This is a genomic window from Streptococcus sp. HMSC034B03 (genome assembly GCF_001838575.1).
GTDB lineage: Bacteria > Bacillota > Bacilli > Lactobacillales > Streptococcaceae > Streptococcus > Streptococcus anginosus.
Map to the genome: position 1 here is coordinate 153,522 of NZ_KV837632.1, position 26,022 is coordinate 179,543.

At 36.5% G+C, this 26,022-nt stretch carries 23 protein-coding genes and 1 pseudogene; 21 read left to right on the forward strand and 3 right to left on the reverse strand.

Annotated features, from left to right (window positions below):
* Positions 1-303 precede the first annotated feature (303 nt).
* Positions 304-3,924, forward strand: a complete 3,621-nt coding sequence (locus HMPREF2634_RS05535; protein ID WP_021001777.1) for a type IIG restriction enzyme/methyltransferase — start codon at positions 304-306, stop codon at positions 3,922-3,924.
* Between the two features lie 15 nt (positions 3,925-3,939).
* Positions 3,940-4,431, forward strand: a complete 492-nt coding sequence (locus tag HMPREF2634_RS05540) for a hypothetical protein (protein ID WP_021001776.1) — start codon at positions 3,940-3,942, stop codon at positions 4,429-4,431.
* A 42-nt stretch (positions 4,432-4,473) separates the two neighbouring features.
* Here the strand turns inward: HMPREF2634_RS05540 and HMPREF2634_RS05545 are convergent, their stop codons facing one another.
* Positions 4,474-5,598 (reverse strand): hypothetical protein, encoded by a 1,125-nt coding sequence (locus HMPREF2634_RS05545; protein ID WP_021001775.1) that lies wholly within the window; start codon positions 5,596-5,598, stop codon positions 4,474-4,476.
* Between the two features lie 370 nt (positions 5,599-5,968).
* Here HMPREF2634_RS05545 and HMPREF2634_RS05550 point away from each other — a divergent pair, with 370 nt between their 5' ends.
* From HMPREF2634_RS05550 to HMPREF2634_RS05630, 18 genes and pseudogenes are all read left to right on the forward strand, one after another.
* On the forward strand, positions 5,969-6,394 hold the full coding sequence (locus tag HMPREF2634_RS05550; protein ID WP_021001774.1) for a hypothetical protein: 426 nt from the start codon (positions 5,969-5,971) through the stop codon (positions 6,392-6,394).
* Between the two features lie 76 nt (positions 6,395-6,470).
* Complete coding sequence (locus tag HMPREF2634_RS05555; RefSeq protein ID WP_021001773.1) at positions 6,471-7,898, forward strand: FtsK/SpoIIIE domain-containing protein; 1,428 nt, start codon at positions 6,471-6,473, stop codon at positions 7,896-7,898.
* A 95-nt stretch (positions 7,899-7,993) separates the two neighbouring features.
* Positions 7,994-8,860, forward strand: coding sequence for a rolling circle replication-associated protein (locus tag HMPREF2634_RS05560; protein ID WP_021001772.1), 867 nt, complete (start codon positions 7,994-7,996; stop codon positions 8,858-8,860).
* Complete coding sequence (locus HMPREF2634_RS05565; protein ID WP_041784117.1) at positions 8,838-9,089, forward strand: DUF3173 family protein; 252 nt, start codon at positions 8,838-8,840, stop codon at positions 9,087-9,089. The genes HMPREF2634_RS05560 and HMPREF2634_RS05565 overlap by 23 nt, the downstream gene beginning before the upstream one ends.
* A 2-nt stretch (positions 9,090-9,091) precedes the next feature.
* Positions 9,092-10,288 (forward strand): tyrosine-type recombinase/integrase, encoded by a 1,197-nt coding sequence (locus HMPREF2634_RS05570; RefSeq protein WP_021001770.1) that lies wholly within the window; start codon positions 9,092-9,094, stop codon positions 10,286-10,288.
* A gap of 325 nt (positions 10,289-10,613) precedes the next feature.
* Positions 10,614-10,829: pseudogene (locus HMPREF2634_RS10005) on the forward strand (DUF5962 family protein); the annotation flags it as partial.
* A 10-nt stretch (positions 10,830-10,839) separates the two neighbouring features.
* Complete coding sequence (locus HMPREF2634_RS05575) at positions 10,840-11,055, forward strand: DUF5966 family protein (RefSeq protein ID WP_003024228.1); 216 nt, start codon at positions 10,840-10,842, stop codon at positions 11,053-11,055.
* A gap of 159 nt (positions 11,056-11,214) precedes the next feature.
* A complete protein-coding gene (locus HMPREF2634_RS05580; protein WP_003076454.1) occupies positions 11,215-12,789 on the forward strand; it encodes an ATP-binding cassette domain-containing protein in 1,575 nt (524 codons plus the stop codon).
* Positions 12,790-13,028: 239 nt separating this feature from the next.
* On the forward strand, positions 13,029-13,547 hold the full coding sequence (rimM, locus tag HMPREF2634_RS05585; RefSeq protein WP_021001769.1) for a ribosome maturation factor RimM: 519 nt from the start codon (positions 13,029-13,031) through the stop codon (positions 13,545-13,547).
* Positions 13,537-14,262: a tRNA (guanosine(37)-N1)-methyltransferase TrmD gene (gene trmD / locus HMPREF2634_RS05590; protein WP_021001768.1), complete on the forward strand. Its 726-nt coding sequence runs from the start codon at positions 13,537-13,539 to the stop codon at positions 14,260-14,262. The genes rimM and trmD overlap by 11 nt, the downstream gene beginning before the upstream one ends.
* 143 nt (positions 14,263-14,405) lie before the next feature.
* A complete protein-coding gene (locus HMPREF2634_RS05595; protein WP_021001767.1) occupies positions 14,406-15,329 on the forward strand; it encodes a metal ABC transporter solute-binding protein, Zn/Mn family in 924 nt (307 codons plus the stop codon).
* A gap of 8 nt (positions 15,330-15,337) precedes the next feature.
* Positions 15,338-17,902, forward strand: a complete 2,565-nt coding sequence (locus tag HMPREF2634_RS05600; RefSeq protein ID WP_070836381.1) for a pneumococcal-type histidine triad protein — start codon at positions 15,338-15,340, stop codon at positions 17,900-17,902.
* A 229-nt stretch (positions 17,903-18,131) separates the two neighbouring features.
* Positions 18,132-18,758, forward strand: a complete 627-nt coding sequence (locus tag HMPREF2634_RS05605) for an SAP domain-containing protein (RefSeq protein WP_021001765.1) — start codon at positions 18,132-18,134, stop codon at positions 18,756-18,758.
* Positions 18,755-19,384, forward strand: coding sequence for a class I SAM-dependent methyltransferase (locus tag HMPREF2634_RS05610; protein WP_021001764.1), 630 nt, complete (start codon positions 18,755-18,757; stop codon positions 19,382-19,384). Before HMPREF2634_RS05605 ends, HMPREF2634_RS05610 begins: the two co-directional genes overlap by 4 nt.
* 147 nt (positions 19,385-19,531) lie before the next feature.
* The gene (locus HMPREF2634_RS05615) at positions 19,532-20,029 is read left to right on the forward strand and encodes a GAF domain-containing protein (RefSeq protein ID WP_003024253.1); all 498 of its coding nucleotides are present in this window, start codon (positions 19,532-19,534) and stop codon (positions 20,027-20,029) included.
* A complete protein-coding gene (dnaX, locus tag HMPREF2634_RS05620; protein WP_070836383.1) occupies positions 20,029-21,693 on the forward strand; it encodes a DNA polymerase III subunit gamma/tau in 1,665 nt (554 codons plus the stop codon). The genes HMPREF2634_RS05615 and dnaX overlap by 1 nt, the downstream gene beginning before the upstream one ends.
* Positions 21,694-21,731: 38 nt before the next feature.
* Complete coding sequence (locus HMPREF2634_RS05625; protein WP_003024260.1) at positions 21,732-21,926, forward strand: DUF3272 family protein; 195 nt, start codon at positions 21,732-21,734, stop codon at positions 21,924-21,926.
* 231 nt (positions 21,927-22,157) lie between these two features.
* The gene (locus HMPREF2634_RS05630; RefSeq protein ID WP_021001762.1) at positions 22,158-22,574 is read left to right on the forward strand and encodes a YjdF family protein; all 417 of its coding nucleotides are present in this window, start codon (positions 22,158-22,160) and stop codon (positions 22,572-22,574) included.
* 61 nt (positions 22,575-22,635) lie between these two features.
* Here HMPREF2634_RS05630 and birA read toward each other — a convergent pair whose 3' ends face one another.
* Both birA and HMPREF2634_RS05640 read right to left on the reverse strand, forming a co-directional pair.
* Entirely contained in the window at positions 22,636-23,571 is a 936-nt protein-coding gene (gene birA / locus HMPREF2634_RS05635; RefSeq protein ID WP_021001761.1) for a bifunctional biotin--[acetyl-CoA-carboxylase] ligase/biotin operon repressor BirA, read from the reverse strand.
* A 2-nt stretch (positions 23,572-23,573) separates the two neighbouring features.
* A complete protein-coding gene (locus tag HMPREF2634_RS05640; protein ID WP_021001760.1) occupies positions 23,574-24,575 on the reverse strand; it encodes a LacI family DNA-binding transcriptional regulator in 1,002 nt (333 codons plus the stop codon).
* Positions 24,576-24,816: 241 nt separating this feature from the next.
* Here HMPREF2634_RS05640 and HMPREF2634_RS05645 point away from each other — a divergent pair, with 241 nt between their 5' ends.
* A complete protein-coding gene (locus HMPREF2634_RS05645; protein WP_021001759.1) occupies positions 24,817-25,995 on the forward strand; it encodes a galactokinase in 1,179 nt (392 codons plus the stop codon).
* Positions 25,996-26,022: the final 27 nt, after the last annotated feature.

Genomic DNA, 26,022 nt, shown 5'->3' on the forward strand with positions numbered 1-26,022 from the left:
TGTTACTCTTAAATAATAGAGTACCGCAATTTGATTGCGAAAGCCTAGTAAATCAAGGTTTAATGATTGCTTAGAGCGATTAAAAATCGGTGGAATGATTTCATTCCCCACTAAAACCCCACCAAGGTTTAATCTTGGTGGGGTTTATTTTTTTACTCAAAATCATGATATAATAAGATTATCGAAATTTCTAAGCTAGCTTAGTCTTTTGCTTACACAAAAGACTAAGCTAGCTTAGTCTTTTGCTTACACAAAAGACTAATAACTATCAGCTAAAGAATATAATTATTAGTGGAGTTGTGTATGGCAATTAAAGGACTTAGTTTAAAGGAAAGCATGAATAAGTTTGTCCAAGCAATCATGCCGTTGGATGATGAAAAGTTACGTTTTGAAAAATACTTAACTGAGTATTTGAATCATCTTAAAAATAATAAAACCGAAAGCGAAGAGTATCAGAAAAACTTGCTTAAACATTTTTTGGAGCAAGTTTTACCTTATAATTTTATAAATACTTCTAGTCGTATTGATTTGGCTATTTACAATGGGAAGACATCAGATTCAACATTGGGTGTTATTTTTGAGTGTAAAAGTTTAACTAATAAATCAGAAATGATGACTAAGGAAAGATTAAATACTAAGGCTTTTCAAGAGATTGTAGCTTACTATTTGTCTGAACGTTTATTTTCAAAAAATCTTGAAATAAAAAAATGTATTATAACTAATGGCTTATCTTGGTTTGTGATAGAAGCTAAAGAGTTTGAAAAATATTTTTTTAAGAATAAGTGTTTGATTGAGCTTGTGACAAAATTTAGTAAAAATCAGCTTTCAAGTAATAGAACAGATTTTCTGTACTCTGAAGTAATTGCGCCTGAAATTGATAAAGCGATTGAAAAAGGTATTGTTGTTGCCCACTTTGATTTGAGTCAAGCTTTAGTTAAATCAAGTAAGTCTATTGAAATAAAGAAAAGTAACTTAACACAACTTTACCGATTTTTCACAGCAGAAAACTTATTAAATAAAGAAATCTTTACAGATTCCAATAAGCTTAATAAGAATTTTTATGATGAACTGTTGTATTTGATGGGGTTAGAAGAAACTAAACAGGGAACAAGTAAAATAATTTCTCGTCTTAAACCTGCCAAGCGACAACGTTATTCGTTTGTTGAAAATATTATTGATAAGCTTGAGATGAAAGATGTCCCTAGGGAGAAGCAAGAAGAAATTGCCATTCAGCTAACAGTAGTTTGGATGAATCGTATTTTATTCTTGAAACTCCTTGAATCCCAGTTGATTCAATTTAATCAAAGTGAGGATTTCAGATTTTTAACATTTGAAAAATTAGATAGTTTTGAAGAAATTTACAGTCTTTTCTTTGCGGTGCTTGCTAAAAAAGAAGAGGATAGGAATCAGCGTGTACAAGAAAAATTTGGCTATGTTCCTTATCTCAACTCATCACTATTTGAAGAGACTGAACTAGAAACCTCAAGAGATGGTATAGGGATTGACCGCTTGCCTGAAGGTAACATTGATATTTTTTCAAAAACGGCACTTAAAGGGGCTGATAAAAAACGTAAATCAGGTAAAATAAACTTCATTGCTTATCTTTTTGACTTTTTAGATTCTTATGATTTTTCTACTACTATTTCACATCATAAAAAATCTAAAAATGACCTTATTAATGCTTCTGTGCTAGGATTAATTTTTGAAAAAATCAATGGTTATAAAGATGGTTCGTTCTTTACTCCAGGTCACATTACAATGTATATGTCTAGGAAAGCAATTCGAACAGCAGTTGTAGATAAGGTAAATGAATTTCTGAATTGGCAATGTGAGACAATCGAAGAGGTTAAATTTCTTATTCAAAATATCAAAATTGCAAAAAAAGTAAATTCGGCTATTAATGACCTTAAAATTTGTGACCCTGCGGTTGGTTCAGGGCACTTCCTTGTTTCTATTTTAAATGAAATAATTGCTCTAAAGAGTGAACTAAATGTACTATTTGATGATGAAGGAAACCATATCGGCAACCTTATCCAATGTTATGTTATTAATGATGAGCTTGTAATTCAGGATATGGCAGGGAATAACTTCCTTTATCAAGTAAATAATCGCCAGTCTGAGAAAATTCAGAAAGCAATATTTAATCAGAAACGTTATATTCTTGAAAATTGCCTTTTCGCAGTAGATATAAATCCAAGCTCAGTAAATATTTGTCGTTTGCGTCTCTGGATAGAGTTATTAAAATCATCCTATTACTACCAAAATAAAATGGGGCCTAAGACCTTAACAACCTTGCCAAATATTGATATCAATATCAAAGTTGGTGATAGTCTTCTACATAAGTTTGATTTGGACTATGAGTTCGATATGAGACGGACAGATTTTAAAGAGTATTTGTCTTTAGTAAGGGAATATAAAGAAACAAATAATAAGCGAACTAAAGCTAAAATCTGGGATAAAATTTCTAATTTAAAGCGGTCATTTGATGATACAGCTTCAAGTCCTGAACTGAAACGGTTAAAGAAGTTGGAAGTAGAGTTAGGGAAAGCAGGTATTATTGACTTATTTGGAGATGAGACTGCTGAAACTAGAAGATACGAACAAGTTAAAAAACAAGTATCTGAAGCTAAAAAAGTTTTAGAAGCTCGTTTAAAGAATCCGTTATATGCTGGTGGTATGGAATGGCGAATGGAGTTTCCCGAAATTTTGGGAGAAGACGGTCGCTTTGTCGGCTTCGACCTTGTTATTGGTAATCCTCCTTATATTTTTGCTCAAAATAATACCTTTTCAGTTGAAATGAAAAGCTACTATTCAAGGAGTTACCCTTTGAATAACTATCAAGCAAATACATTTGGTTTATTTTTAGAATTGGCTTTTTCTCTAATTCGAGATGGTGGCGGAATTTCATATATTATTCCCAACTCTTTTTTAACAATTAATCAATATAAGACACTACGCCATCATATTCTTAAAAGCTATGATGAAGTAACTTTTATAAATTCTAAAGATAAAATTTTTGATGAAGCTTCAATCGATGTTTGTATAGTAGAGATGTTTACAAAACGCCCCTCAAAAGTTACTTTAGGTGTGATTTCAGGCGGTGAGATAAAAATAGTAGCTGACACCAAGGCTGAAAGTTTACTTAATCAGGATGTAATTACAATTTCGTCTATTAGTGGGAGAGTTTCATCATTGCTATTGAAAATTGAGAAGAATTCTAAAGTAATAGAAAAAAATTACGGTACAGTCAAAGATGGATTGAAAGCGTATGAACGAGGTAAAGGAAGTCCTAAACAACCTGAGGATAAGGATGAATTTAAAGAGTTCAAAGCCAGTAAACCGTTCTTTTCTAATCAAAAAAAAGATGATTCCTATCGGATGTTTCTATCGGGTAGTGATTTACAAAGATACCATTTAAAATGGTCAGGAAAGTTTTTATCTTATGGGAATCACCTAGCTGCACCTAGAGACAGTAAACTTTTTGAAGGAGAGAGACTTTTAATTGCTAGAATTCCAGTGAAATCTATCTATACTTTTAGAGCAACTTATACAAAAGAAAATTTTGTACATGAACAGAGTATTGAAAGTATTACCAATCTGAAAGTTTCCCCTTTATATTTAATTGGTGTATTGAATTCAAAAATACTTTCTTTTTATGCTATTGAAAAGTTTGACTTTTTACAAAGAAATACATTTCCACAGATGAGGCTGACACAAATCAAGCAGTTCCCTATTCCTAATTCAAATGATGACCAACAGAATGAAATTGCTGACTTAGTTGTGCAAATAATGGAAGAAATGACAAAAGAAAAAGTTAATCAAGACTTGGTTGATTCTTTAAATACTGAGATTGATGAACTCGTCATGGATTTGTTCGGATTGACTGAAGAAGAAAAGCAAATTATACGAGATTTTGAAGTCTAGAAAGTAGGGATATAAATGGCAAAAAGTTTACAAAGTCAAATTAAAGGTATTGAGAGAGATATGGTCAGAGAAATGAACAAAATGGTAAAGAGGGCAAACAAGAAAATCAATCCTGTAATACTTCCAACACAACTGGATTCCACTAGTTCAGCACTAAATTTTAACGAATATCATCAAGATAATAGCACACATGTTTCAGTCGGTGGGGATATGATGAACTCACAGATTGGTGGTCGAAATAATTCGATAACGGTTATCTATACTGATACCGATATTGAGAAAATATTAGAGAATATCAAAGAGTATTCACGAACATTGAAGGATGAAGAACAGACAGAGCTAGTGACAATGTTACATGAGATACAAATGAGCGGAAAGGTTGAAAATCATATGATTTTCTTTGATAAACATCCGATATTAGCAATGGCTTTTAGTGCTATTGTAACATGGGGAATTGACAATGGGATGGATAGTTTAGTTAACATTATTTCAAGAGTATTTGAGTAAGTGAAAAGGTTTCGTTGTGAATAAAACGAAACCTTTTTTATATTAATCAAAAAGTATACCTCTATCAGTTTCGTCAAACCAGAAAGTAAATTTCTGTTCCTCGGGGGCATCCTTTATCGCTTCTTGGTATGTTGTAATAAGCTCATCGATAGTGGTTACTCCAGTTTGGTATTTTTCTAGATTTTGAATTACCAAATCAACACTATCAATATAAGTTACTAAACAGTCAGGTATTTTTTCTAATGATGAGTCTTTATGATGTTGGATTTTGATTAGTGTCTTACAGTAACTTGTTGTAGCACTAAGAAGTTCCTCATCTATTTCTGATATGTCATCACCTAATAATTTAGAATGTAAATATTGTATATCATCCTTATAGATAGTGTATATCCGATAGCCAAGTGAATTTTCTTGTGCTTTATGTTCAACAAGAAAATCCAATAAATAGTTTTTTAAGAAGTCAACCAATCGAGTCTGCATATTATTGAAAGTAAGACTATGACCATTAACAGAAATAAAATCAAAAAATTTTTGACTTAGGCTAAGTTTATCTTTTACATGCAATACATAAAAACGATAAATAGCCTGAGATATAATTTTCTTTCTGTCATCCAAATTCGGACTTTCGGAGTAAATATCATAAATAGAAACTGTGTTTTCTCTAGTTATTTCTAGATTCTCATATGCTTGATAAAGCGCATACTCAGGAGAGTCAATCAAAATAGTATTTACTAAGTCACAATAACTGTCAGAATTTAACAAATCCTTCATTAATACATAAAAGAAAATCCCTTCGTTTAGAGCAAGTTCCTCAGGCGTTCCCCAGTAGACTTCATTAATATCCTCATATACCATTTCAGTTGTGTCTATATCCCTATGTTCTAGAAAATCAACGAATTCATCAGTTGGACGACAATAGTCAAGGATTTCTTTAGCAAGTGAATAAGGAAGATAACTTGGATTTCTTTTGGTAATGTTTTTCTTCCTAACTTGGGTAAGTTGTTTTCTATTATCAATTGCGATTTGATTATTTGAAATCATTCTCAGCTTTGTTGGATACTGGCTTTGAAATTCATCAATTGCACTATTGATTTTAGAAATTTTATTTTCAAGACGTTCTGAAGCTTGATAGTAAAAATAATTTGCGGTGTGTAAGAATTTAAGCATATAACTTCTTCTTTCTAAATACTCTTATAGTTATATTATACCGAACTTTTTCTATTAGTTATGGGTTAAAAATCAGAAATAAAAAGTTCAAAAGCACCCCGTACTAAAGTTCGAAGTTCGTAATAAAATAGTTATATGCTAAGGCACAGCTATAACAGATTTGTTCGGTATTATTAAATGACATGTTCTCAATTGGAGAATATTAAAGGTTGTAGGGGTTAAAAATAAAAGTTAGAGATATCTAAAAAGCCCCTTAGCAGGAATTTCTAGTCATTATATAATGAGATTGTGCTTGGGCATAGAGTGTTAACACGAGAGTATTGCCAGTTGTCGGCTAGGTTAAGACAACAAGAAAATTTAGGTGACTAAAATGGAAAAAATTAGTTTAAATAGTACAAAATTGGGAGAACTCCGCTTCTCAGTTAGTGAAGTTGATGCCCCTCAGGTTGCAATTATTACACAAGCAAGACAAGTTGCAAAACGAAACGACAATGGCGATGTTATTGAAAATTCGGTTGCAAAATTGAATTTATCAGGAATTGATATTAAATTATACCAATTAATGAAACAACAAGGTCTTGATATTTCAAGTGTTGTTCCAATTACAATTGAAGTCGTAACAGACGAAGCGACTTTAAAACGTTATAAAGTCGATGAGTTAATTGGAGAAATCGTTGATTTGCGTAGTGCAAAAGTCGCTCTAAAATGGGTGTCACGAGGAAATTCTGGTGGTTGGGGTGGCTTAAAGCTCATTCTTGAAAATATTCAGATTGTCCAACCCAAGGCAACAAACTAAATAATTAAGTGATATACGGGATAGGGGATGTAGCAATTGCTACGTGGGTATTAATAAAAAATAAAGGTGGTCAAATATGACTCCAATACGAACAATAAAAGAATGGGTTAGCCCCCTTAGTATAAATGAACGAAAGGTTACTTATATTAAAGTAACCAAGACTAAAACTCAACGCAGAAAACAGATGTTATTGATTTTAGCTATTTTGTTCATTAGTCAAATAACATTGGCTTTTGTAATATCAATGCTGAGATATTTTTCTCAAGAAAATGCTGATTTCGTACCAGTTTCAATAGCGGTATGTCTTATTAGCATAGAAGTTCTAACAATCCTGACGTGGATTATTTTGCACTCACTATATTCACCGATTGAAAAATGGAGAGTATCAACCTTACTAAAGGGATTTGCAGAAGAAAACGATATACTTCGTAAACATAAATCTGATATTGACAGTACTCAGTCCATTCGTTGGGAGTATTACCTAGATTCGGGAATGATATTTATAAAACTATTTCAAGGTGGTCACGTTTCAAAAGCTAGTTCTGAGGAAATTCCAAATGCACTCTTGTCATACTTTATTAAAGAAACAAGGGAATCGTGGTTTTTGGAGCAATATCTTATCGGAGATGGTTTCGTTAAAATGGTCTTCTCTCACAAGCCAGATAAGTCACTATATATAAAAGGTTATGAAGATTTTATTGAATCTAAAGATTTAAATATCAAATTGACTAAGCGATTAAGTTGGACACTGAAGCAACCGATGGGGCTAATAGTAGGCCCCACCTCATCAGGAAAAACGAGTTTACTAAAATATTTGATATTGGCTTATCTAATCAATAATCCGAAAAATACAGTATATACGATTGATGGTAAAGGAGCATACTTGAGTCAATCTATGCAAATTATTGGTGATGTTGCCACAAATGGTGAAGATTCATTCAAGATGATTTCCTATCTTGAGGATTTGATGGAAGCTAGGTATGCTGAATTAAATGCGGATATTTCTGCTGATGAGGATATTACACATAATGAAAAATTTAGACATGGACAAGTCCTACTTGTGATTGATGAATATCTCGCATTAGCTACCACAATGCAAGCTGAAGATAAACTTCGGAAACCAGCCGACCGACTATTTCCACAGTTTTATGCAAAGTTGATGAAATTGATTGTCAAAGGACGTCAAGCCTCAATCTTTGTTATTATTTCAGGACAGATGATTCCAACCTCTATTTTACCGAGTGAAGCTAGAGATTCTCTTGGATTGAGGATAGCTTTGGGGAGGATTAGTCAATCACAGGCAACTGAAATTTTTAATATGAGCAAGTTAGCTCTTCCAAGTGCAGATAGCTCACTCTATGAAGGAGTAATATATCTTGATGGAATCGGGCTTGAAAATCCTATAGTTTTTAGAACCCCTTATTATGATGATAAGAAACTGCCATTCAAAGGCGCACTACGTGTTTTAAAATCTGAGCGGAGCTTGCTCCGCTCAGACAACTAAAACATATAAAGAGGGGATGATTAGCTGTCTACTTGACAGACAGCTAAGATAAGCTGACGGAGTAAGAAATAGTAAGAAAGGCGGGTCAGAATGACTTGTCAGATGAATATAATGCAAAAATAGTCGGTTTTCCTGACCATATAGAGGTTATAAAGTATGGTAAGACGAGAAGGAAACCGGGACGACAAATAATACGGGCAACAGAGCCTAAAATACGTGATGAAGATGAGCAAGAGTTGTATGACTATCAACAGGCTCAGAAAATTAGACGAAAAATAAAATACTACTGTCAATCAAATGATTTTGATTTATTCTGGACGTTGACATTTGATGATAATAAAGTTGATGCTAGGGATTATCCTTATGCCAAAAAGAGGCTTAGAGCTTGGTTAAAATATCAACGAGAAAAATACGGAAAATTTCAATATATTTTTGTAGCAGAATTACATAAAAGCGGACGAATACATTTTCACGGTTTGACGGCTGGATTTTCCCCACCATTGACCGAAGCGAGAAGTCCAAAAACAAATCGACTCATTAAGAAAAAAGGGCTTCAAATCTATAATGCTGAAACATGGAAAAATGGATTTAGCACAGTATCAAAGATACAAGATAGAGAAAAAACCGCAAACTATATTTCTAAATATATTACTAAAGAGTTGATGGCTATACCATCTGGATACCATCAACCACGCTATTTCGTGAGCCGTGGGTTAAACCAACCAGATATTGAATATAAAACCATCGCGGACAAGGAATTAGCGAACTTTATTCCTACATTTGTTGCTGGTGAGCTAGATATGAACACACTCGAATTTGAAAAAACTGTATCAATATATAATTTAAAAGAGAATGACAAGAAAGAGTTGATACAGGATAGCACACCAGATACAGTTATAAAAAGTAGAATGAAAACTAAGAGAGATAAGAATGATAGCAATGAAAAAGAAACAGACAGTTAACCATAAAGATTTGATGGAACTAGGATTTCCAGAACATACAGCAAGGGATATTATTAAGCAAGCAAAAACTATTGCAGTACAGTTATTTGAAGAAAGTAGAGAATCTTCAGGTAATGTGATAAAATTAAGTCGTTCGCCCTTTGAAAATTCAAGATTAAACCTTGCTCCTACATACATTGTAGAGGAATTACTCGGCTTTGAGTTGCTTTCTGAACAGAAAGGGGCTTAAAGATGGCTACTAAAAAATATCGTGGTGTTTCAAGAGATAAAAATGGAAAAATTTTCTATCAAACTGAATTTGGAGTAGACCCTGAAACGGGTAAACGTCGTCGGAAAAAAAGTTATAAAGATAAGGACGGTAATCCGTTCAAATCTGAAAAACAAGCATTTGATGAGCTTTGTCGCATAAGAGTAGAATTTGCTCAGCAGAATAATTCAAAAGTTTGTACTCTAACATTTTCTGAATATATGGATGATATATTTTTACCATATTATGTAAAAACTGTTCAAAGTTCTACATATAGAACGGCTCAGCCACATTTCGATTTGTTCAAATCAGAATTTGGAAAAATGAAGCTAATTGATATCACCGTGAAAGATTGTGAGTTGTTCCGATTAAAATTAATGGATGGTGAAAATTATTCTGCTAATTATGCCAAAAATTTGTGGATTCGATTCAAAAAAACTTTCACTTATGCTGAACGTCTAGAATTAATTGAAGTGAATCCATGTGATAAACTAGACAATATTGCTGGTGAACGCACGACAACAAAGTTTTGGACGTTTGAAGACTTCCAGAAAGTTGTCTCATCATTTGATGTATCAAGCTATGATGGTCGTTATAAATACACCATGATTTGGCTCTATTTTATGACAGGGATTAGGGTGTCTGAAGGTCTTAGCTTAATTTGGTCTGATATTAATTTTAAGAAGAACTTACTTCATGTTCAATCTACACTAGAAGATTTAGGACACGGAGAATATGCCAGAAAAAATAGCACTAAGACCAACGCTGGTAATCGATATGTAGAATTGGATGAATTAACCGTTCAAGTATTAAAGGAGTGGAAATTGGTTCAAATTAACAATTCTGAAACTGATTATATTCTTGCTAGAGAAGATGTTCCACTGCATAAAACAACATTAACACGAATTTTACAAAGGCAAGCTCGGAAGGTTGGAGTCCCAGAAATCACTGGTAAAGGGCTAAGACATTCGCATGATTCATTTATGATAAATGAGCTTGGCAAAGATGTATTATTTGTATCTGCTCGCTCAGGACGAGTCGATAAGGCAACAACCTTGAATACTTACTCACATTTGTATGACAGTAAAAAAGCAGATGGTGGAGCAGAAATTACTAAACGCTTGATAAGTGCAGGGTTCACACCCCACCAAAACCCCACCAAGAAAGAAACAACTGCTTGAAAAGGTTGATAATAAAGGACTTATGATAAAGTGCAACTGTTACTCTTAAATAAGAAGCACATAGCAATTTGAGAGTGAAATCCCGATTTACCAGTCTTTGATTGCGATAATCAAATGAAAAAACAAGTGAAATCATTTGATTCCCTGCCAAAAATCCCTGTCAAACAAATTTTGCCAGGGATTTTTGTTTTTTAAAGAATTATTTATCTCAAGCGAGAACTGTTTTCATAATTCTCGCTTTTTTGCGTTTAAGGAGGAAGCATGCAGAAGGAAATACAATCGTCATGTTACATCGTGATTTCCTATCTAGTCCGACAAATGGGGATACCAAGTTTATAAGGAACTCAAAGAACATTACGAGGAAGTGACTGGGGGACTCTTCTCGAAGAGAGAAATCACTAGTCAACTAGAAATTGCCCTCCAAGAGCAACATGGAGTGGACTTTGAATACCCTGAAAAAGAAGATTATCTGGAATTGGTTCAAAAATTAGAAGAGTTTGATTCCAAGGACGCAGTCTTTTATCGTAGCATGGTAGAGTAGTAGGAGGGTTATGACAGATTTTCTGATTCTTCCTCTTATCCTCATGGTGGTGGGCATGATTGCCTTGATTCTCTGGAAGCTCTTAATCCTAGACAGTGGTGTGTTTTTTATAGGACTGGCTTGTGCTATTCTTTTTACAGAGGTTTATGGATTCTATCTTCTCTTTACAGAACCTGAACTTTATACAGCAGACCTGACACAAAATGGATTTCTGAGTTTTACTTGAATCATTATTTTAATAGATGTATAATGTATTTAGAGAAAAACAAAGAACTTCCTAAGAGATCGGAAACTATAACCAATCAATGCAATATTTGCAGTTAATAGATTAGAAATGATAATATGGAGAGGAGTGCTAGCCTCTCTATTTTTCCAGGAGGACATTATGAATAAAATTTTTCACTATCTGGATAAGAAAACGAAATTTTATACTGTCATCGGGGCACTGGCAAATGGAGGATTGGCTCTTGCTCAACCTTTAGTAGTATCTCGAGCTTTGTCCTTAAACCAAGGAGAACTAACCTATTTTAAGATAGTGCAATTTGCTCTTTTTGGTTTTACAGTCTACTTTGTCTTGTATAGCTTGATGCTCTTTTGCAATCACACGCATAACGTATTTCGACGTGAGATTCAGATGAATATGAGAGCAGATTTATTTGGTAAGTTAATGACAAATAAGGATTATAGTGAAGATGAAAAAATCACCATGCTCACACAGGATATGGAGTATTTGGGGGATAATTATTTAGAAAAGTACATTAACATAATTTGCTGGGGATTTGTTGCTTTACTAACAGCAATTTATATTATTACGCAAAATCTGTTACTGGGGAGTATTTTTGTCTTCTTTACTATCTTACGCCCTATTCCTCAATATTTAATGAACAAAAGGCTCAAACATACTGGTGACGATATGGCTCAAGGCAGAGTGGAGGTTCATAATCAGGTATCTGACAGCATCCGAGGGGCGCAGACTCTGCTCATGAATCAAGCGATTCTGGAAAATAGACAAAAATTATGGAATGTGAATTGGAAATATCAACGAGCTATCCAAAACTTTTGCTTCACCCATAATATCGTCTTCTTTTGTAATGGCTTTATGGTATTTCTGAGTCAGGTTTTACCGCTTGTGTTAGGTTTCTTCTTTGCCATGAATGGTCATAGGGTATCTGTCGCTAGTCTTGTCGCCATGTATATCGCAGCTGGTCAGTTGGTGAGTCCTATCCAGACAATCATGTATGATACAGTAGATATCCAAGGGGCAAAAACGACTGCGGACAAGATTTATGGAGTATTAGACAGTAAAGATGATAAACAACTGGCGAAAGATGATATGCAAGAACTTCGTGCCCTGCACATCCAAAATTTAAGTAAATCTTATGGTAGCAGACAGCTTTTTACCCATCTGAATTTGGACATCCAAACTGGTCAGAAAGTTTTAATCAAGGGACCGAGTGGCTGTGGGAAATCGACCTTGTTTCGGATAATTATTGGTGAGGAGCAGGCTGATGAAGGTCAGATTACTGGTGTGACAACAACTAATAACTATACATCTCATTTTGTATCTAGTGTTGGTATTATTAGCCAGCATCCATTCCTTTTTAATGACACAGTTCGATATAATTTGACTTTGGGACAAGTCTTTTCTGATGAAGATTTGTGGTTTGTTTTAAAACAAGTCAAGCTCGACAATGAATTAACAGAAGGGTTGGACTTTATTGTCAGTAACAATGGTGACAATATTTCGGGTGGTCAGAGGGTTCGGATAGAACTGGCAAGATTTCTCCTGCGTAAAAAGGATGTTTTACTAGTAGATGAGGTAACCGCTGCTTTGGACGAGGAAAACAGCCAGATGGTGCGTGAGCTACTGTTTTCTCTACCTGTTATGATGCTAGAAATTGCTCACCATATTGAGGATGAAAGTAGATATAATCAAATTTTAGACTTAGGAAAATATTGAGCTATTTTTGATAGCTCTTTTTCTTGTGATAGAAGCTCCAAGCTATATTTGATATGCTTGAACTAGTTTATAGAAAGTATAGGAAAACTCCCCTTATAGTTTTAGTGAATTTTTGTTTTTTCGTTGTCCGCTATAAGGGGAGTATATCACATCACGGCGTGGGTGGGGTTTTTGTTTTCTTGAGAATTCCTTTTATTCATGATAGAATAAATATGATAATGCTAGTATTTGGAGAGAAAATGAACTATTATAATGTTGGAAAAATTGTAAATACGCAAGGTTTGCAAGGCGAAATGCGTGTTATGTCCGTAACGGATTTTGCAGAGGAGCGTTTTAAAAAAGGAAGTATTTTAGCTCTTTTTGATAAAAAGGAACATTTTGTCATGAATGTGGAAATTGCCAGTCATCGTAAGATGAAAAATTTTGATATTGTCAAGTTCAAAGGAATGTACCATATCAATGACATTGAAAAATATCGTGATTTTACCTTGAAAGTGGCTGAGCAAGACTTATCGGATTTGGATGAGGGCGAATTTTATTATCATGAAATTATTGGCTTGAATGTTTATGAACAGGACATTTTGATTGGAACAATTAAAGAAATTTTGCAGCCCGGTGCCAATGATGTCTGGGTGGTAAAGCGCAAAGGCAAGCGTGATTTACTGTTGCCTTATATTCCACCTGTTGTATTGAATATTGATTTTGAAAATAGTCGAGTAGACGTGGAAATTCCGGAAGGACTGGACGATGAAGATTGATATTTTGACCCTATTTCCGGAGATGTTTGCCCCTTTAGAGCATTCAATAGTTGGCAAGGCGCGCGAAAAAGGATTACTAGAGATTCACTATCATAATTTTCGAGAAAATGCAGAGAAATCGAGACACGTTGATGACGAGCCTTATGGGGGCGGTCAGGGAATGCTGCTCAGAGCACAACCAATTTTTGATGCTTATGATGCGATTGAAAAAAATCAGCCACGAGTCGTTTTGTTGGATCCTGCTGGTCGAACATTTAATCAAGCTTATGCGGAAGAACTTTCTCAAGAAGAAGAATTAATCTTTATCTGCGGGCATTATGAAGGTTATGATGAGCGGATTAAGAGTTTGGTGACAGACGAGGTCTCTCTTGGAGATTATGTTTTGACCGGTGGAGAGTTGGCTGCTATGACAATGATTGATGCGACGGTACGACTGATTCCTGAAGTTCTTGGTAAGGAAGTTAGTCATACTGATGACAGTTTTTCATCAGGCCTTTTAGAATATCCTCAATATACGCGCCCGTATGATTTTCGTGGAATGGTTGTGCCAGATATTTTGATGAGCGGTCATCATGAAAATATTCGAAAATGGCGTCTGTATGAGAGTCTGAAAAAGACTTATGAACGTCGTCCAGATTTGCTAGAAAAATATGAGTTCACAGCAGAAGAAGCTGAAATGCTGGAAGAGATTCGTAAAGAAAAAAGCGATTGGTAAGAGTAAAAGTTTTCTAATGCTATTTAGAAAGCTTTTTTATTATTGTTAAAAAAACAGATAAAAAATTCTTGACAGCTAATTTCTATCATGGTATCATATTAACCAGTTAATAAACTGGTTAAACACTAGTTAAGGAGTGATATATGAAATTAAGGAAATATTTATTTTCTATTTTTGTGGCAGGACTGGTTTTGATTTTGACGGCGTGCGGTGCAGGTAGCAAAAAGCAGAGCAAGGGAATGAAAATTGTAACAAGTTTTTACCCGATTTATGCCATGGTTAAAGAAGTGTCTGGGGATTTGAATGATGTTCGGATGATTCAGTCAAGCACGGGAATTCATTCTTTTGAGCCATCGGCGAATGATGTAGCTGCTATCTATGATGCGGATGTCTTTGTTTACCATTCTCATACACTAGAGTCATGGGCAGGGAAATTGGATCCAAACCTGAAAAAATCCAAAGTAAAAGTTCTTGAAGCATCAGAAGGGATGAAGCTGGAGCGTGTACCGGGATTAGAAGATGTTGCTGCTGGTGAGGGAGTGGATGAAAAAACTCTATACGATCCGCATACTTGGTTAGATCCAGAAAAAGTGGCAGAAGAAGCGCAAATCATCGCGGATAAACTTTCGAAGATTGATAGTAAAAATAAAGAAACCTATCAAAAAAATGTGAAAGAGCTGGTAGCTAAGGCAAAAGAGTTGACTAAAAAATATCAACCGATTTTCAAAGCGGCGAAACAAAAAACATTTGTGACGCAGCATACGGCCTTTTCTTACTTAGCGAAACGATTTGGTTTAACTCAGTTGGGAATTGCTGGGATTTCACCAGAGCAAGAGCCTAGTCCACGTCAGCTGACGGAAATTGAAGAGTTTGTGAAACAATACAAGGTCAAGACAATTTTTGTGGAAAGCAATGCTTCTTCAAAAGTTGCTAAAACCTTGGTCAAATCTACAGGAGTGAAATTAAAAGAATTGAATCCTTTGGAGGCTGACCCACAAAATAATAAAACTTATCTTGAAAATCTAGACGCCAATCTAGCGGTATTGGCAAAAGAATTAAAAAAATGAGGAGAAATATGAAGAAAAAATATATCATTGGTTCTATTGCAGTTCTTGCATTGAGTATTTGTGCGTATGAGCTAGGGCGTTATCAGAGTGTTTCTAGCAAAGCAGACAATCGTGTGGCTTATGTTGATAGTAAGTCCAAAGAAAAAGGGAACAAGGCTGAGAATTTAACTCCAGATGAAATAAGTGCCAAAGAAGGAATCAATGCAGAGCAGATTGTCGTTAAGATTACAGACCAAGGCTATGTAACTTCTCACGGGGATCATTATCACTATTACAATGGGAAAGTTCCTTACGATGCCATTATCAGTGAAGAACTGATCATGCGCGATCCAAACTACACTTTGCAGCAGTCTGATATTGTCAACGAAGTAAAAGACGGCTACATTATCAAGGTGAATGGCAAGTATTATCTTTATCTGAAAGATCCAAATCATACCAGCAATGTTCGGACAAAAGAAGAAATTGCTCGTCAAAGGGAAGAATACAGTGGGAAAGGTCATAAGGGCGCAAAAGGAACTGTAACAACAGCTGTCAAAGAAGCTCGTGCGCAAGGTCGTTATACGACAGACGATGGCTATGTCTTCAATCCAACTGATGTCATTGAGGATACAGGTGATGCTTTTATCGTTCCGCATGGCAATCATTTCCACTACATTCCAAAGAGCGATTTGTCTCCTAGCGAGTTAGCAGCGGCTCAAAACTATTGGGACAATAAAACAGGCAAAAGTCGTCCACAATATCCGTCCAATTCAGGTCAAATTCCTCAGTCAAACAGAGGAATGAACCATCCATCGTTGGACTATCGTCCTGCTAATCCGGGAACGTCTAATCATACAGGAAATCAGCAAACTCAGCCTTCTCAACCAGCTCCAAAACAAACTGAACCGAAGCGCGGAAATAAAGCTGAAATCATTAAATTGCTGCGGCAATTATATGCGACTCCTTTGAGTCAACGGCATGTAGAATCAGACGGTCTGGTATTTGACCCAGCACAGATTACAAGTCAAACTCCTAATGGAGTTGCCGTTCCGCATGGCAATCATTATCATTTTATTTACTACAATAAAATGTCTGACTTGGAACGAAAGATTGCGCAGATGATAACGCCAGGTGAGGATTATTCTGAAGCTAAGCAGTCGAATCAAGCGCAACAAGATCATCAAGCAACACCAGATAAAAATCAGCAAGATACTGGCAAAACTTCTGATAAAAACGAGAAGAAAAAAGAATCTGCTGAAACGGAAATTAGCGATGAGCAAATCAAAACTTTCCTTGCTAAAGCAGAAGCTTTGTTAGAGAAGGTTTCAGATGCACGTCAAAAAGCAAACTTTGAAGAGCAAATAAATGGTCTCAACTCAAATCTGTTATTAGGTATAGAAGAGAAAGAGAGCCTGCTTGCGAAAGCAAAAGCTTTGTTAGCTGAAATGGTGAAAGCAACTGGTTCAGATAATGATTCTGCTGGTCAAAACACAGAATTTGCAAAGAAAGCGAAAGTTGTGTTGATGTCTATCCGAAAAGCACTGGAAGAAAAAGGAAATGCAAGTGATAAACTGGCTCAAGTGAATGATTTGCTCCAAAAAGTGGCAGACAAGAATGCGGATAAATTGGCTTTGCTAGACCAAGTCTTGAAACTCTCCGCCGAAGTGCACCATGACCGCGCAGGCAAAGCAAATTCGCAAATTGCTTATACGGCTGATGAAGTTGCGCTAGCTAAAGCTGCAGGTCGTTATGCGACATCAGACGGTTATATCTTTGATCCGCATGATGTGACAGAGGAGCAGGGAGATGGCTACACTGCGCCACACATGACACATAGCCATTATATTCCTAAGAAAGATTTGTCAGAATCTGAGCGTAAGGCGACAGAAGAATATCTGAAAACCAAAGCGCCGAATGAAAAGAAAGAAGACAAGCCTAAAACTGATCCAAAGCAACCTCAAAAAGAAAGTGCGCAATTAATCTATGAACGCGTGACACCAGCTAAAAAAGTGCCGGTTGAGGCAATGCCATATCATACAGCTTATGTTGTGGATTACAAGAATGGGCAATTGATTATTCCGCACCATGATCACTATCACAATATTTCTCTCTCTTGGTTTGACGAAGGCCTTTACAACGCGCCAGAGGGTTATAGCTTGGAAGATTTCCTTGCTACGGTGAAATATTATGTGCAAAATCCAAACGATCGTCCTCACTCTGATGATGGCTTTGGTAATGACAGCAATCATGGTAAGCAAAACCAATCAGATGATGGCAAGAATTATGCACCAAATGAAGAGCCAGAGGATAAGAAAGACGACTCTGCAAGTAAAGAGGTAGATGATGAAAAGGAAAATTCAGAAGGGACTGAAAAACCAACAGTTAATGCTGAAGAAAAAGCTGAAAAGGCACGCGCAGCAAGCTATGGATTGTCTCTGCAAGATTTCCGAGCAAAAATGATTAAAATTGCTTTTAAATATGGTTTGAGCTTAGAAAAGTTTACCTATCATCCTGCAAACAAGACGGTCAGCTATACTGATTCGACAGGAACTGTCAAGTCTATCAATGTACTCACAGGAGAATTGGTTTCTTAACAACGCCCCCCTCAAGAGTTGGAAATTTATTTTCCAGCTCTTTTATATTTTTGGACTTAAAGATAAAGTAGGTTGAAGCGTTCGAATGAATCGACAGTCTCAACTGAAACTGATTTACCTCGCTAGAATGATAGGCGTTTTTTACAAACGGGGAAACTCTATCATTTTTGAGGAATTACTTTGCTAGTGGTATAATAGGCTATAGCAAAAGAGAAAAGGAAAATAAGCAATGCAGGATAGACCAGATTTTACAATGATAAAGACCTATCAAGAGTTTTCACAATACTATTGGTATCGTGCAGAATTAGCAGAGATTTGTAAACAGTTGGGATTGGAGTATTCAGGTATCAAAAAAGAGCTAGAAGAGGAAATCAAACAGTATTTTGCAGGGAATGTTGTTCAGAAGAAAGTTCCTTTAAAAACCAAGAAAAAGCAAGGCATAGAGCTTACTTTAGACACGCCCTTGTTATTCTGTGGTTTTGCCTTTAATGCGCACTTTCGGAAGTTTTTTGCTCAGCAAACAGGCATTCAACCTTTTAAATTTACAGCGGACATGGCGGCAGCTTGGCGAAAGGTAAAAGCAGAAAAAGATGTCGAATTCACACTGCGAGATATGTTAGCGATTTATCAAGGACAATCAAGCTATGCTCAATATGATACTTCTAGCTGTCAGTGGAATCAATTTGTCAAAGATTTCTGCGCTGACACAAGCAATGCTTCTTTTCAGCCTAAACTAAAAGTTGCCGCTATTCTTTGGAAGAAAGTAAAAGAAAGCAAGGAGCCAAAAGTGTATTCATCGCAATTGGTTAAGCGATATGAGTCGGAAATTAGTGATTATCGAAGGGAGAAAGTATGAATGCTGTTATCATTAGCGTTGCTATTTTGTTCTTCTTGCTTTTTTTATATTTACTCAAACAATCCAAGCAACCGACAGGTCTAGTGGGCATTTGGATGATGAAAATCTGGAATCAGGTTTATTTCCCTATGGTTGAGTGGGCGATTAGCCAACTAGAGCAGCAAAATATCAAAAATATTTTAGATGTTGGAATAGGAAATGGTCAATCCACTCTCTATCTCAAACAGTATTTTCCAAATAGCAAGGTTATCGGAATTGATATTTCGAAAACAGCTATTACCCAAGCTAAAAAATGGAACATTGCAGATTTGAATTTTGAACTCAAAGATGTGGGTCAAACAACTTATTCAGCAGAGTCATTTGACTTGATAACTGCTTTTCAGACACATTTTCATTGGCCAGATTTATCCAGAGCTTTTTCTGAGTTGAGGCGAATTCTAAGGCGAGACGGGCTTATCTTGCTGGCTTGTGAATGGAGCAAATTAACCTACTTCCAGCCAGAGCTCAAGAAAGAGGAAGAATTTGCAGCTTTTTTAAATAACAAGGGTCTTAAGCTGGTTAGCAGTCAGAGAAAAAATCAATGGATTTTGTATAAAATTATTAAAAAGCCAGAAGGTGTTATATAAAATAAAGTGTGTTATTTATAACAATAGTTGGAGATACTATGTGTGGTTTATAGATTCTTTAATTTGCTTCCCCTTACAAAACTGGATAGAAGCAAAAATATAAAGTTTTTAGCACAGTCTGCTGTCTTTTTTGATATAATAGAAAGTATGAATCAATCAGAAAAAATTTCAAATTATCAATTACTTTTAGCGCAGCTTGAAGCATTACTAGAGGGCGAAAGCAATGCGTTGGCGAATCTCTCAAACAGCTCTGCTCTGCTAAACCAAGCCTTGCCTCATTCTGTCTTTACTGGCTTTTATCTTTATGACGGAAACGAGTTGATTTTAGGACCTTTTCAAGGTGGTGTCTCCTGTGTACATATTGCGCTAGGAAAAGGAGTCTGCGGTGAAGCAGCAGCCAAACGGCAGACGATGATTGTAGAAGATGTGACCCAACATGGCAATTACATTTCCTGTGATAGCAGAGCTCGCAGCGAGATTGTAGTACCAATGGTCAAAAACGACCGCTTAGTAGGGGTGTTGGATTTGGATTCTCATCTGGTGGCAGATTATGATGAGATTGACCGAGAATATCTGGAAATTTTTGTGGCTCTCTTACTAGAGAAAACAAGTTGGAATTTTGAAATGTTTGGAGACAAAGCCTAATGTATCAAGCTTTATATCGAAAATACAGAAGCCAAACCTTCGGTCAGCTAGTTGGGCAGGAGGTTGTGGCGACAACCTTGCGGCAGGCAGTTGAACAGGATAAAATTAGTCATGCCTATCTCTTTTCAGGTCCCAGAGGAACTGGGAAGACCAGCGTAGCCAAGATTTTTGCTAAGGCAATGAATTGCCCCAACCAAAAGGATGGAGAGCCTTGCAATGACTGTTATATTTGCCAAGCCATTACCGAAGGAAGCCTAGAAGATGTCATTGAGATTGACGCGGCTTCTAATAATGGTGTGGATGAAATCCGAGATATTCGTGACAAATCAACTTACGCTCCCAGTCTAGCGAAGCATAAGGTTTATATCATTGATGAGGTTCACATGCTCTCAACGGGCGCTTTTAATGCGCTTCTTAAGACTTTGGAAGAGCCGACAGAAAATGTCGTCTTTATTTTAGCAACGACAGAACTGCATAAAATACCAGCAACCATTCTTTCGCGTGTTCAGCGCTTTGAGTTCAAGTCGATTAAAACCAAAGATATTGTAGAGCACATTGAGTGGATTTTGCAGCAAGAAAATATTGACTTTGAAAATGAAGCGGTGCAGATTATTGCAAGACGAGCAGAAGGCGGTATGCGAGACTCCCTATCTATCTTGGACCAAGCCCTCAGCTTGACTCAAGACAATCAGCTGACAACGGCTATTTCTGAAGAAATCACGGGTTCTATCAGTTTAGGAGCATTAGACGCGTATGTAGCAGCTGTATTAGCGCATGATACGTCAGTGGCATTAAAAAATCTTGATGTCATATTCGACAGCGGCAAAAATATGGCTCGCTTTGTCACAGATTTGCTGCAATATCTTAGAGATTTGCTCATTGTTAAAACGGGTGGAGAAAATACGCATACGAGTGAAAGCTTTTTAGAAAACCTCAAGACTCCGCAGGAAAGATTGTTTGAGTTGATTGAGATTGCAACGAAGAGCCTTGTGGAAATCAAGAACAGCTTGCAACCCAAGATTTATACAGAAATGATGACCATTCGACTGGCTGAAGGGCAAGATAAAGCAGAATTACCCTCCAATATAGCAGGCCAGATAGAAACGCTCAAAGAAGAAATCAACCAGCTTAAGAATCAATTGGCAAGTTTGCAGTCAAGTTCTGCACCTAGTAAGCCAGTACAGCCAACACGCTCAGCCAAAACAAGCAAGGGTTATCGAGTAGACCGCCATAAAGTGAATGCCATTCTGCAAGAAGCAGTTGAAAATCCTAGCCTGGCTCGCAGTAATTTAACCAAGTTGCAGAATGCTTGGGGAGAAATTATTGAAAGTTTAGCCGGAGCAGATAAGGCACTTTTAGTCGGCTCACAACCCGTCGCAGCTAACGAAAACCACGCCATTCTGGCATTTGAGTCGAGCTTTAATGCAGAACAAACCATGAAACGGGAAAATCTCAACACCATGTTTGGGAATTTATTAAGCAATGCGGCTGGATTTTCACCAGACATCTTGGCGGTTTCTATGACGGATTGGACAGAGATTCGAGCTGAATTTTCGGCTAAAGCGCGTGGAGAAAACGCACCACAAGCTGAAGAAAAAGAGAATACAGTCATTCCAGAAGGATTTGATTTCTTAGCGGAAAAAATTACCGTTCAGGAGGACTGAATTTAGATTTTTCTGCTGTTTCATGCTATAATAGAATCATGACAAGACAACAATTTCTTACAACAGCTTTCTTCACAGCAATTGAAACGTATTTTTTTAACGAAGCAATGATGTCAGGACACTATTTATTCGCTGTTTTCTGGGCACTTTTAGTGATTCGCAATTTACAGGTGAGCTATGTCATGGGTAAAATAGTGGACGAAATTGACAAACATATCAAACGTAAAAAATAACAAGAAAGGTTGGGACAAAAATCCTCAACCTTTTCTTTTCAATTTGAAAAAATATTCTACTTGCGATAGAATAAAAGTGCAAAGATAAAAACACAGTTTCGGTTGGTAGTCCGAACATATTCGTGACAGGCTAGATTTGTTTTTCTAATGACAATTGAAGTAGGTCACGACTATCAGTAACCCTCCTCCTTGGTTGTCCCTTCTTTGTAATGTATTTAAGGAGGATGCTGTATGGAACATGTTTCATTAGAATTGACCATATACTTTGAAAATGGCTTTTATTATGGCCTATTTGAGCAAGAAAATGCTCAAGGTTTGTCCGTTTGTCGGGTGACATTTGGAGTTGAGCCCCAAATGAACGAGGTTTTAGAATTTGTCAATCGGAGGTTTTCGCAATTACAATTTAGCTCGGCTGTTGCAGTAAAGAAAAAAAGACATTGTGCAAATCCTAAACGGTTGCAGCGATTAGCAAAAAAAGAAATGAAGCGTGAAAAACGTTCAACGAAATCACAAGATGCACTAAAACTGCAACAAGAGTTAGATAAACAAGCTAAACGTTCCAGATTGAAAGCTCAAAAAGAATATATGCAAAATAGAAAATTCCAATTAAAACAGCAAAAACGCAAAGAAAAGCACAAAGGTCATTGATTTTGTGCCGAAAAAAGAAGGAGACAAGTTGATGTTTATTCAATTTATCTCCTTCTTTTATTTACCAACTTGTTAAAGAAACTTCACCGCTGTTTAGCCACATTTCTTGTCCGGTATCTAATTGGATCAATAGCTGCCCGGTATCTGATATTTCCTTGGCAACTCCTTTGTAGTCTTTGTCATTTTGGCAAAAAGTGACCGTCCGACCTAAGACAAGGGAGTGTTGTTTGTAAAGGTAAATCAGCTCGTCTGGCTCACATTCATAGAAATTTTTCCAAATTTCAGCAATAAGTTCATTGCGTGTGATAGGTTGCTTTTCGTGGAAGAGAGAGGCAGCCTTATTTTTTAACTCTTTCGGAAAATCAGAGATTGCGAAATTGATGCCCACTCCAATAATCACATCAGTGACTAAGCCCGTCTCGACAGAAGTAATAGCTTCGGTTAAAATGCCGGCTATTTTCTTGCCCTTGTAGTAAATGTCATTGACCCATTTAATGTCCATTTCCATTAAAGTGAGGTCTTTAATAGCCTTGTAAATGGCTCCAGCAGTCAAGATAGTATAGGCGGGAATTTGTGGGAAAGGCAGATTGGGCTTCAAGTGAAGCGTCATATAAATCCCGCCTTGATCTGGGGCAAAATAATTTCTGCTAAAGCGTCCACGACCAGCTGATTGAGAAGAAGCCAAATAGAGGGTGTTGGCAGGATTGCCAGCTTCAATACCAGCTTTGGCATCTAACTGAGTGGATTGGCAGTTTGGATTGAAGGAAACTTGAATAGGAGCAGTTTCTTCGATTTTTTTAGCAATCAATAAATCACCTGAAAGGAGCTTATAGCCTTTATTTTTTATCGATTCAACATGAACGCCTTCTTTTTCCAAATGTTGAATAGCTTTCCAGATAGAAGTGCGTGAAATTCCTAAGTCTTGTGCCAATTTTTCACCGCTGATATAGTCAGATTCTCGACTTAAAATGTCAAATAAAATTTCGTATGTTTTCATTTCTATAAGCTGCTCTTTCTAAGGGTCAGTTTGGTGGCAAGTGTTACCATACGTGGAATGGTCGAGCCAGGATGTTGAAATTCCTCGTGCAGCAGTTGCAAACCTTGTCTGCCCATTTCCTCTGTAAAGACAGTAACCGTGCTGAGTGGTGGATAGACGTACTTAGCAATAGATGTATCGTTAAAAGCAATCAAACTAACACGATCTGGTACAGGGATGTCCGCTTCTTGAAGTGCTCGAAGGGCGCCAACAGCTAAGGCGTCACTTGCCATGAAAAATGCAGTTGGAAGTTGGTCACCTAAATTTGCAATCAATTCTTTCATCATAGAATAACCTGATTCAGATGAAAAGTTTCCTATTTTGACGTATGTTTCTTGATAAAGTTGTTTTTCAGTTAGATAATTTTTAAAGGTTACCAAGCGTGGATCAGATAGGATAGTAGTTTTGTCAGAAGTTTGTTCTTGCCCAACTAGCAGCCCAATTTGTCGGTGTCCCCTTTCTAAAAAGTGGTTCAGAACAGTTGTAACGGAATTTTCAAAATCTGTCGTGACGCAGCTATGTCCATAGGCAAGCGTATTGCTATCAATAAAAACAAGTTGTTCTGTGTAGAGTTCCAGCTCCTTTATCTTTTGAGGGCTGAATTTTCCAATCGCAATAATACCGTCAATTTGCTCAAGCTGATTTAATGTTTCATTATTGAAAAAGCGCATAACATCATAGCCCAATTCTTGGGCTTTTTTCTCTACCCCAAGACGAATGGCATAGTAGTAGAGGTCGTCTAGTTCCTCCTCTTCTGTGTACCATTCTACGATCGCAATTCTGCGGTTTTGGGAATATCGTTTGTCTCTTCGCTTTGTCTTTTTATATTCTAATTCTTCTGCAATATCAAATATCTTTTGGCGTGTCTCATCACTCACAGACATGGATTGGTCGTGATTTAAAACGCGTGATACAGTTGCTGGAGAGACACCAGCACTTTTTGCAATATCTTTAATCGTTGCCATGATTGTTTCCTAATTTCTTTAAAGAATATGTCTATTATATCTTAAAAATTAGTAAAATACAAAAATATTTAGTAAATTTCCTAAAGTTTAGTATGAAAGATTGACGAGTATTATTTCTTACAACTTGGTTAATAAAATTTTGGTAAAAATTTACTAAAATACTTGAAAATTTACTAATGATGTTTTATAATAAAGATGATAAAACGGTTACAAGACCTAACAAAACAAAAGGAGACTTTTTATGTCAACAACTCTTTCTATTCAACAATTGCGTTCAAACTTTGCAACAATTTTTGGGGCAGAAGCAGATCACACATTTTTTTCACCGGGACGCATTAACCTGATTGGTGAGCATACAGACTACAATGGTGGTCACGTTTTTCCTGCGGCTATTTCGCTGGGAACTTACGGAGCGGCGCGCAAGCGTGACGATAATTTACTTCGTTTTTATTCAGCGAACTTTGAAGACAAAGAGATTATTGAGGTGCCTTTAGAAAATCTTCGTTTTGAAAAAGAGCATAATTGGACCAATTATCCAAAAGGGGTACTTCATTTCTTGCAAAAAGCGGGGTATGTCATTGACAAAGGAATGGACGTCTATATCTTTGGGAATATTCCAAATGGTTCAGGTCTCTCTTCATCTGCCTCTTTAGAGCTATTGACAGGAATTATTGCAGAGAAATTGTTTGATTTAAAATTGGGACGTTTAGATTTAGTAAAAATTGGTAAACAAACAGAGAATGAATTTATCGGTGTTAATTCTGGTATCATGGATCAGTTTGCCATTGGTATGGGAGCGGATCAACGGGCAATTTACTTAGATACGAACACGCTCGAATACGACTTGGTACCGCTTGATCTCAAAGACAATGTGGTTGTTATCATGAATACAAACAAGCGTCGTGAACTAGCAGACTCCAAATACAATGAACGTCGTGCAGAGTGTGAAAAAGCAGTCGAGGAATTAAAACAAAAACTCTCTATTGCAACCTTGGGTGAATTAAATGAGTGGGATTTTGATGAATACAGCTACTTAATTCAAGATGAAAATCGACTTAAACGTGCTCGTCACGCTGTGTTGGAAAATCAACGGACACTTCAAGCTCAAGCTACTTTGCAAGCTGGCAATCTGGAAAAATTCGGTCGCTTAATGAATGCATCTCATGTCTCACTTGAACATGATTATGAAGTCACAGGATTAGAATTGGATACATTGGTTCATACTGCATGGGAACAAGAAGGCGTACTTGGTGCTCGCATGACGGGAGCAGGATTTGGCGGTTGTGCTATTGCTTTGGTTCGCAAAGACGCAGTAGAAACTTTCCAAAAAAATGTTGGTCAAAAATATGAAGAAGTCGTAGGTTATGCACCGAGCTTTTATGTTGCTGAAATTGCTGGTGGCAGTCGCGTATTGGATTAAGCGAGCGTTTTAAATAATAGTAATAAG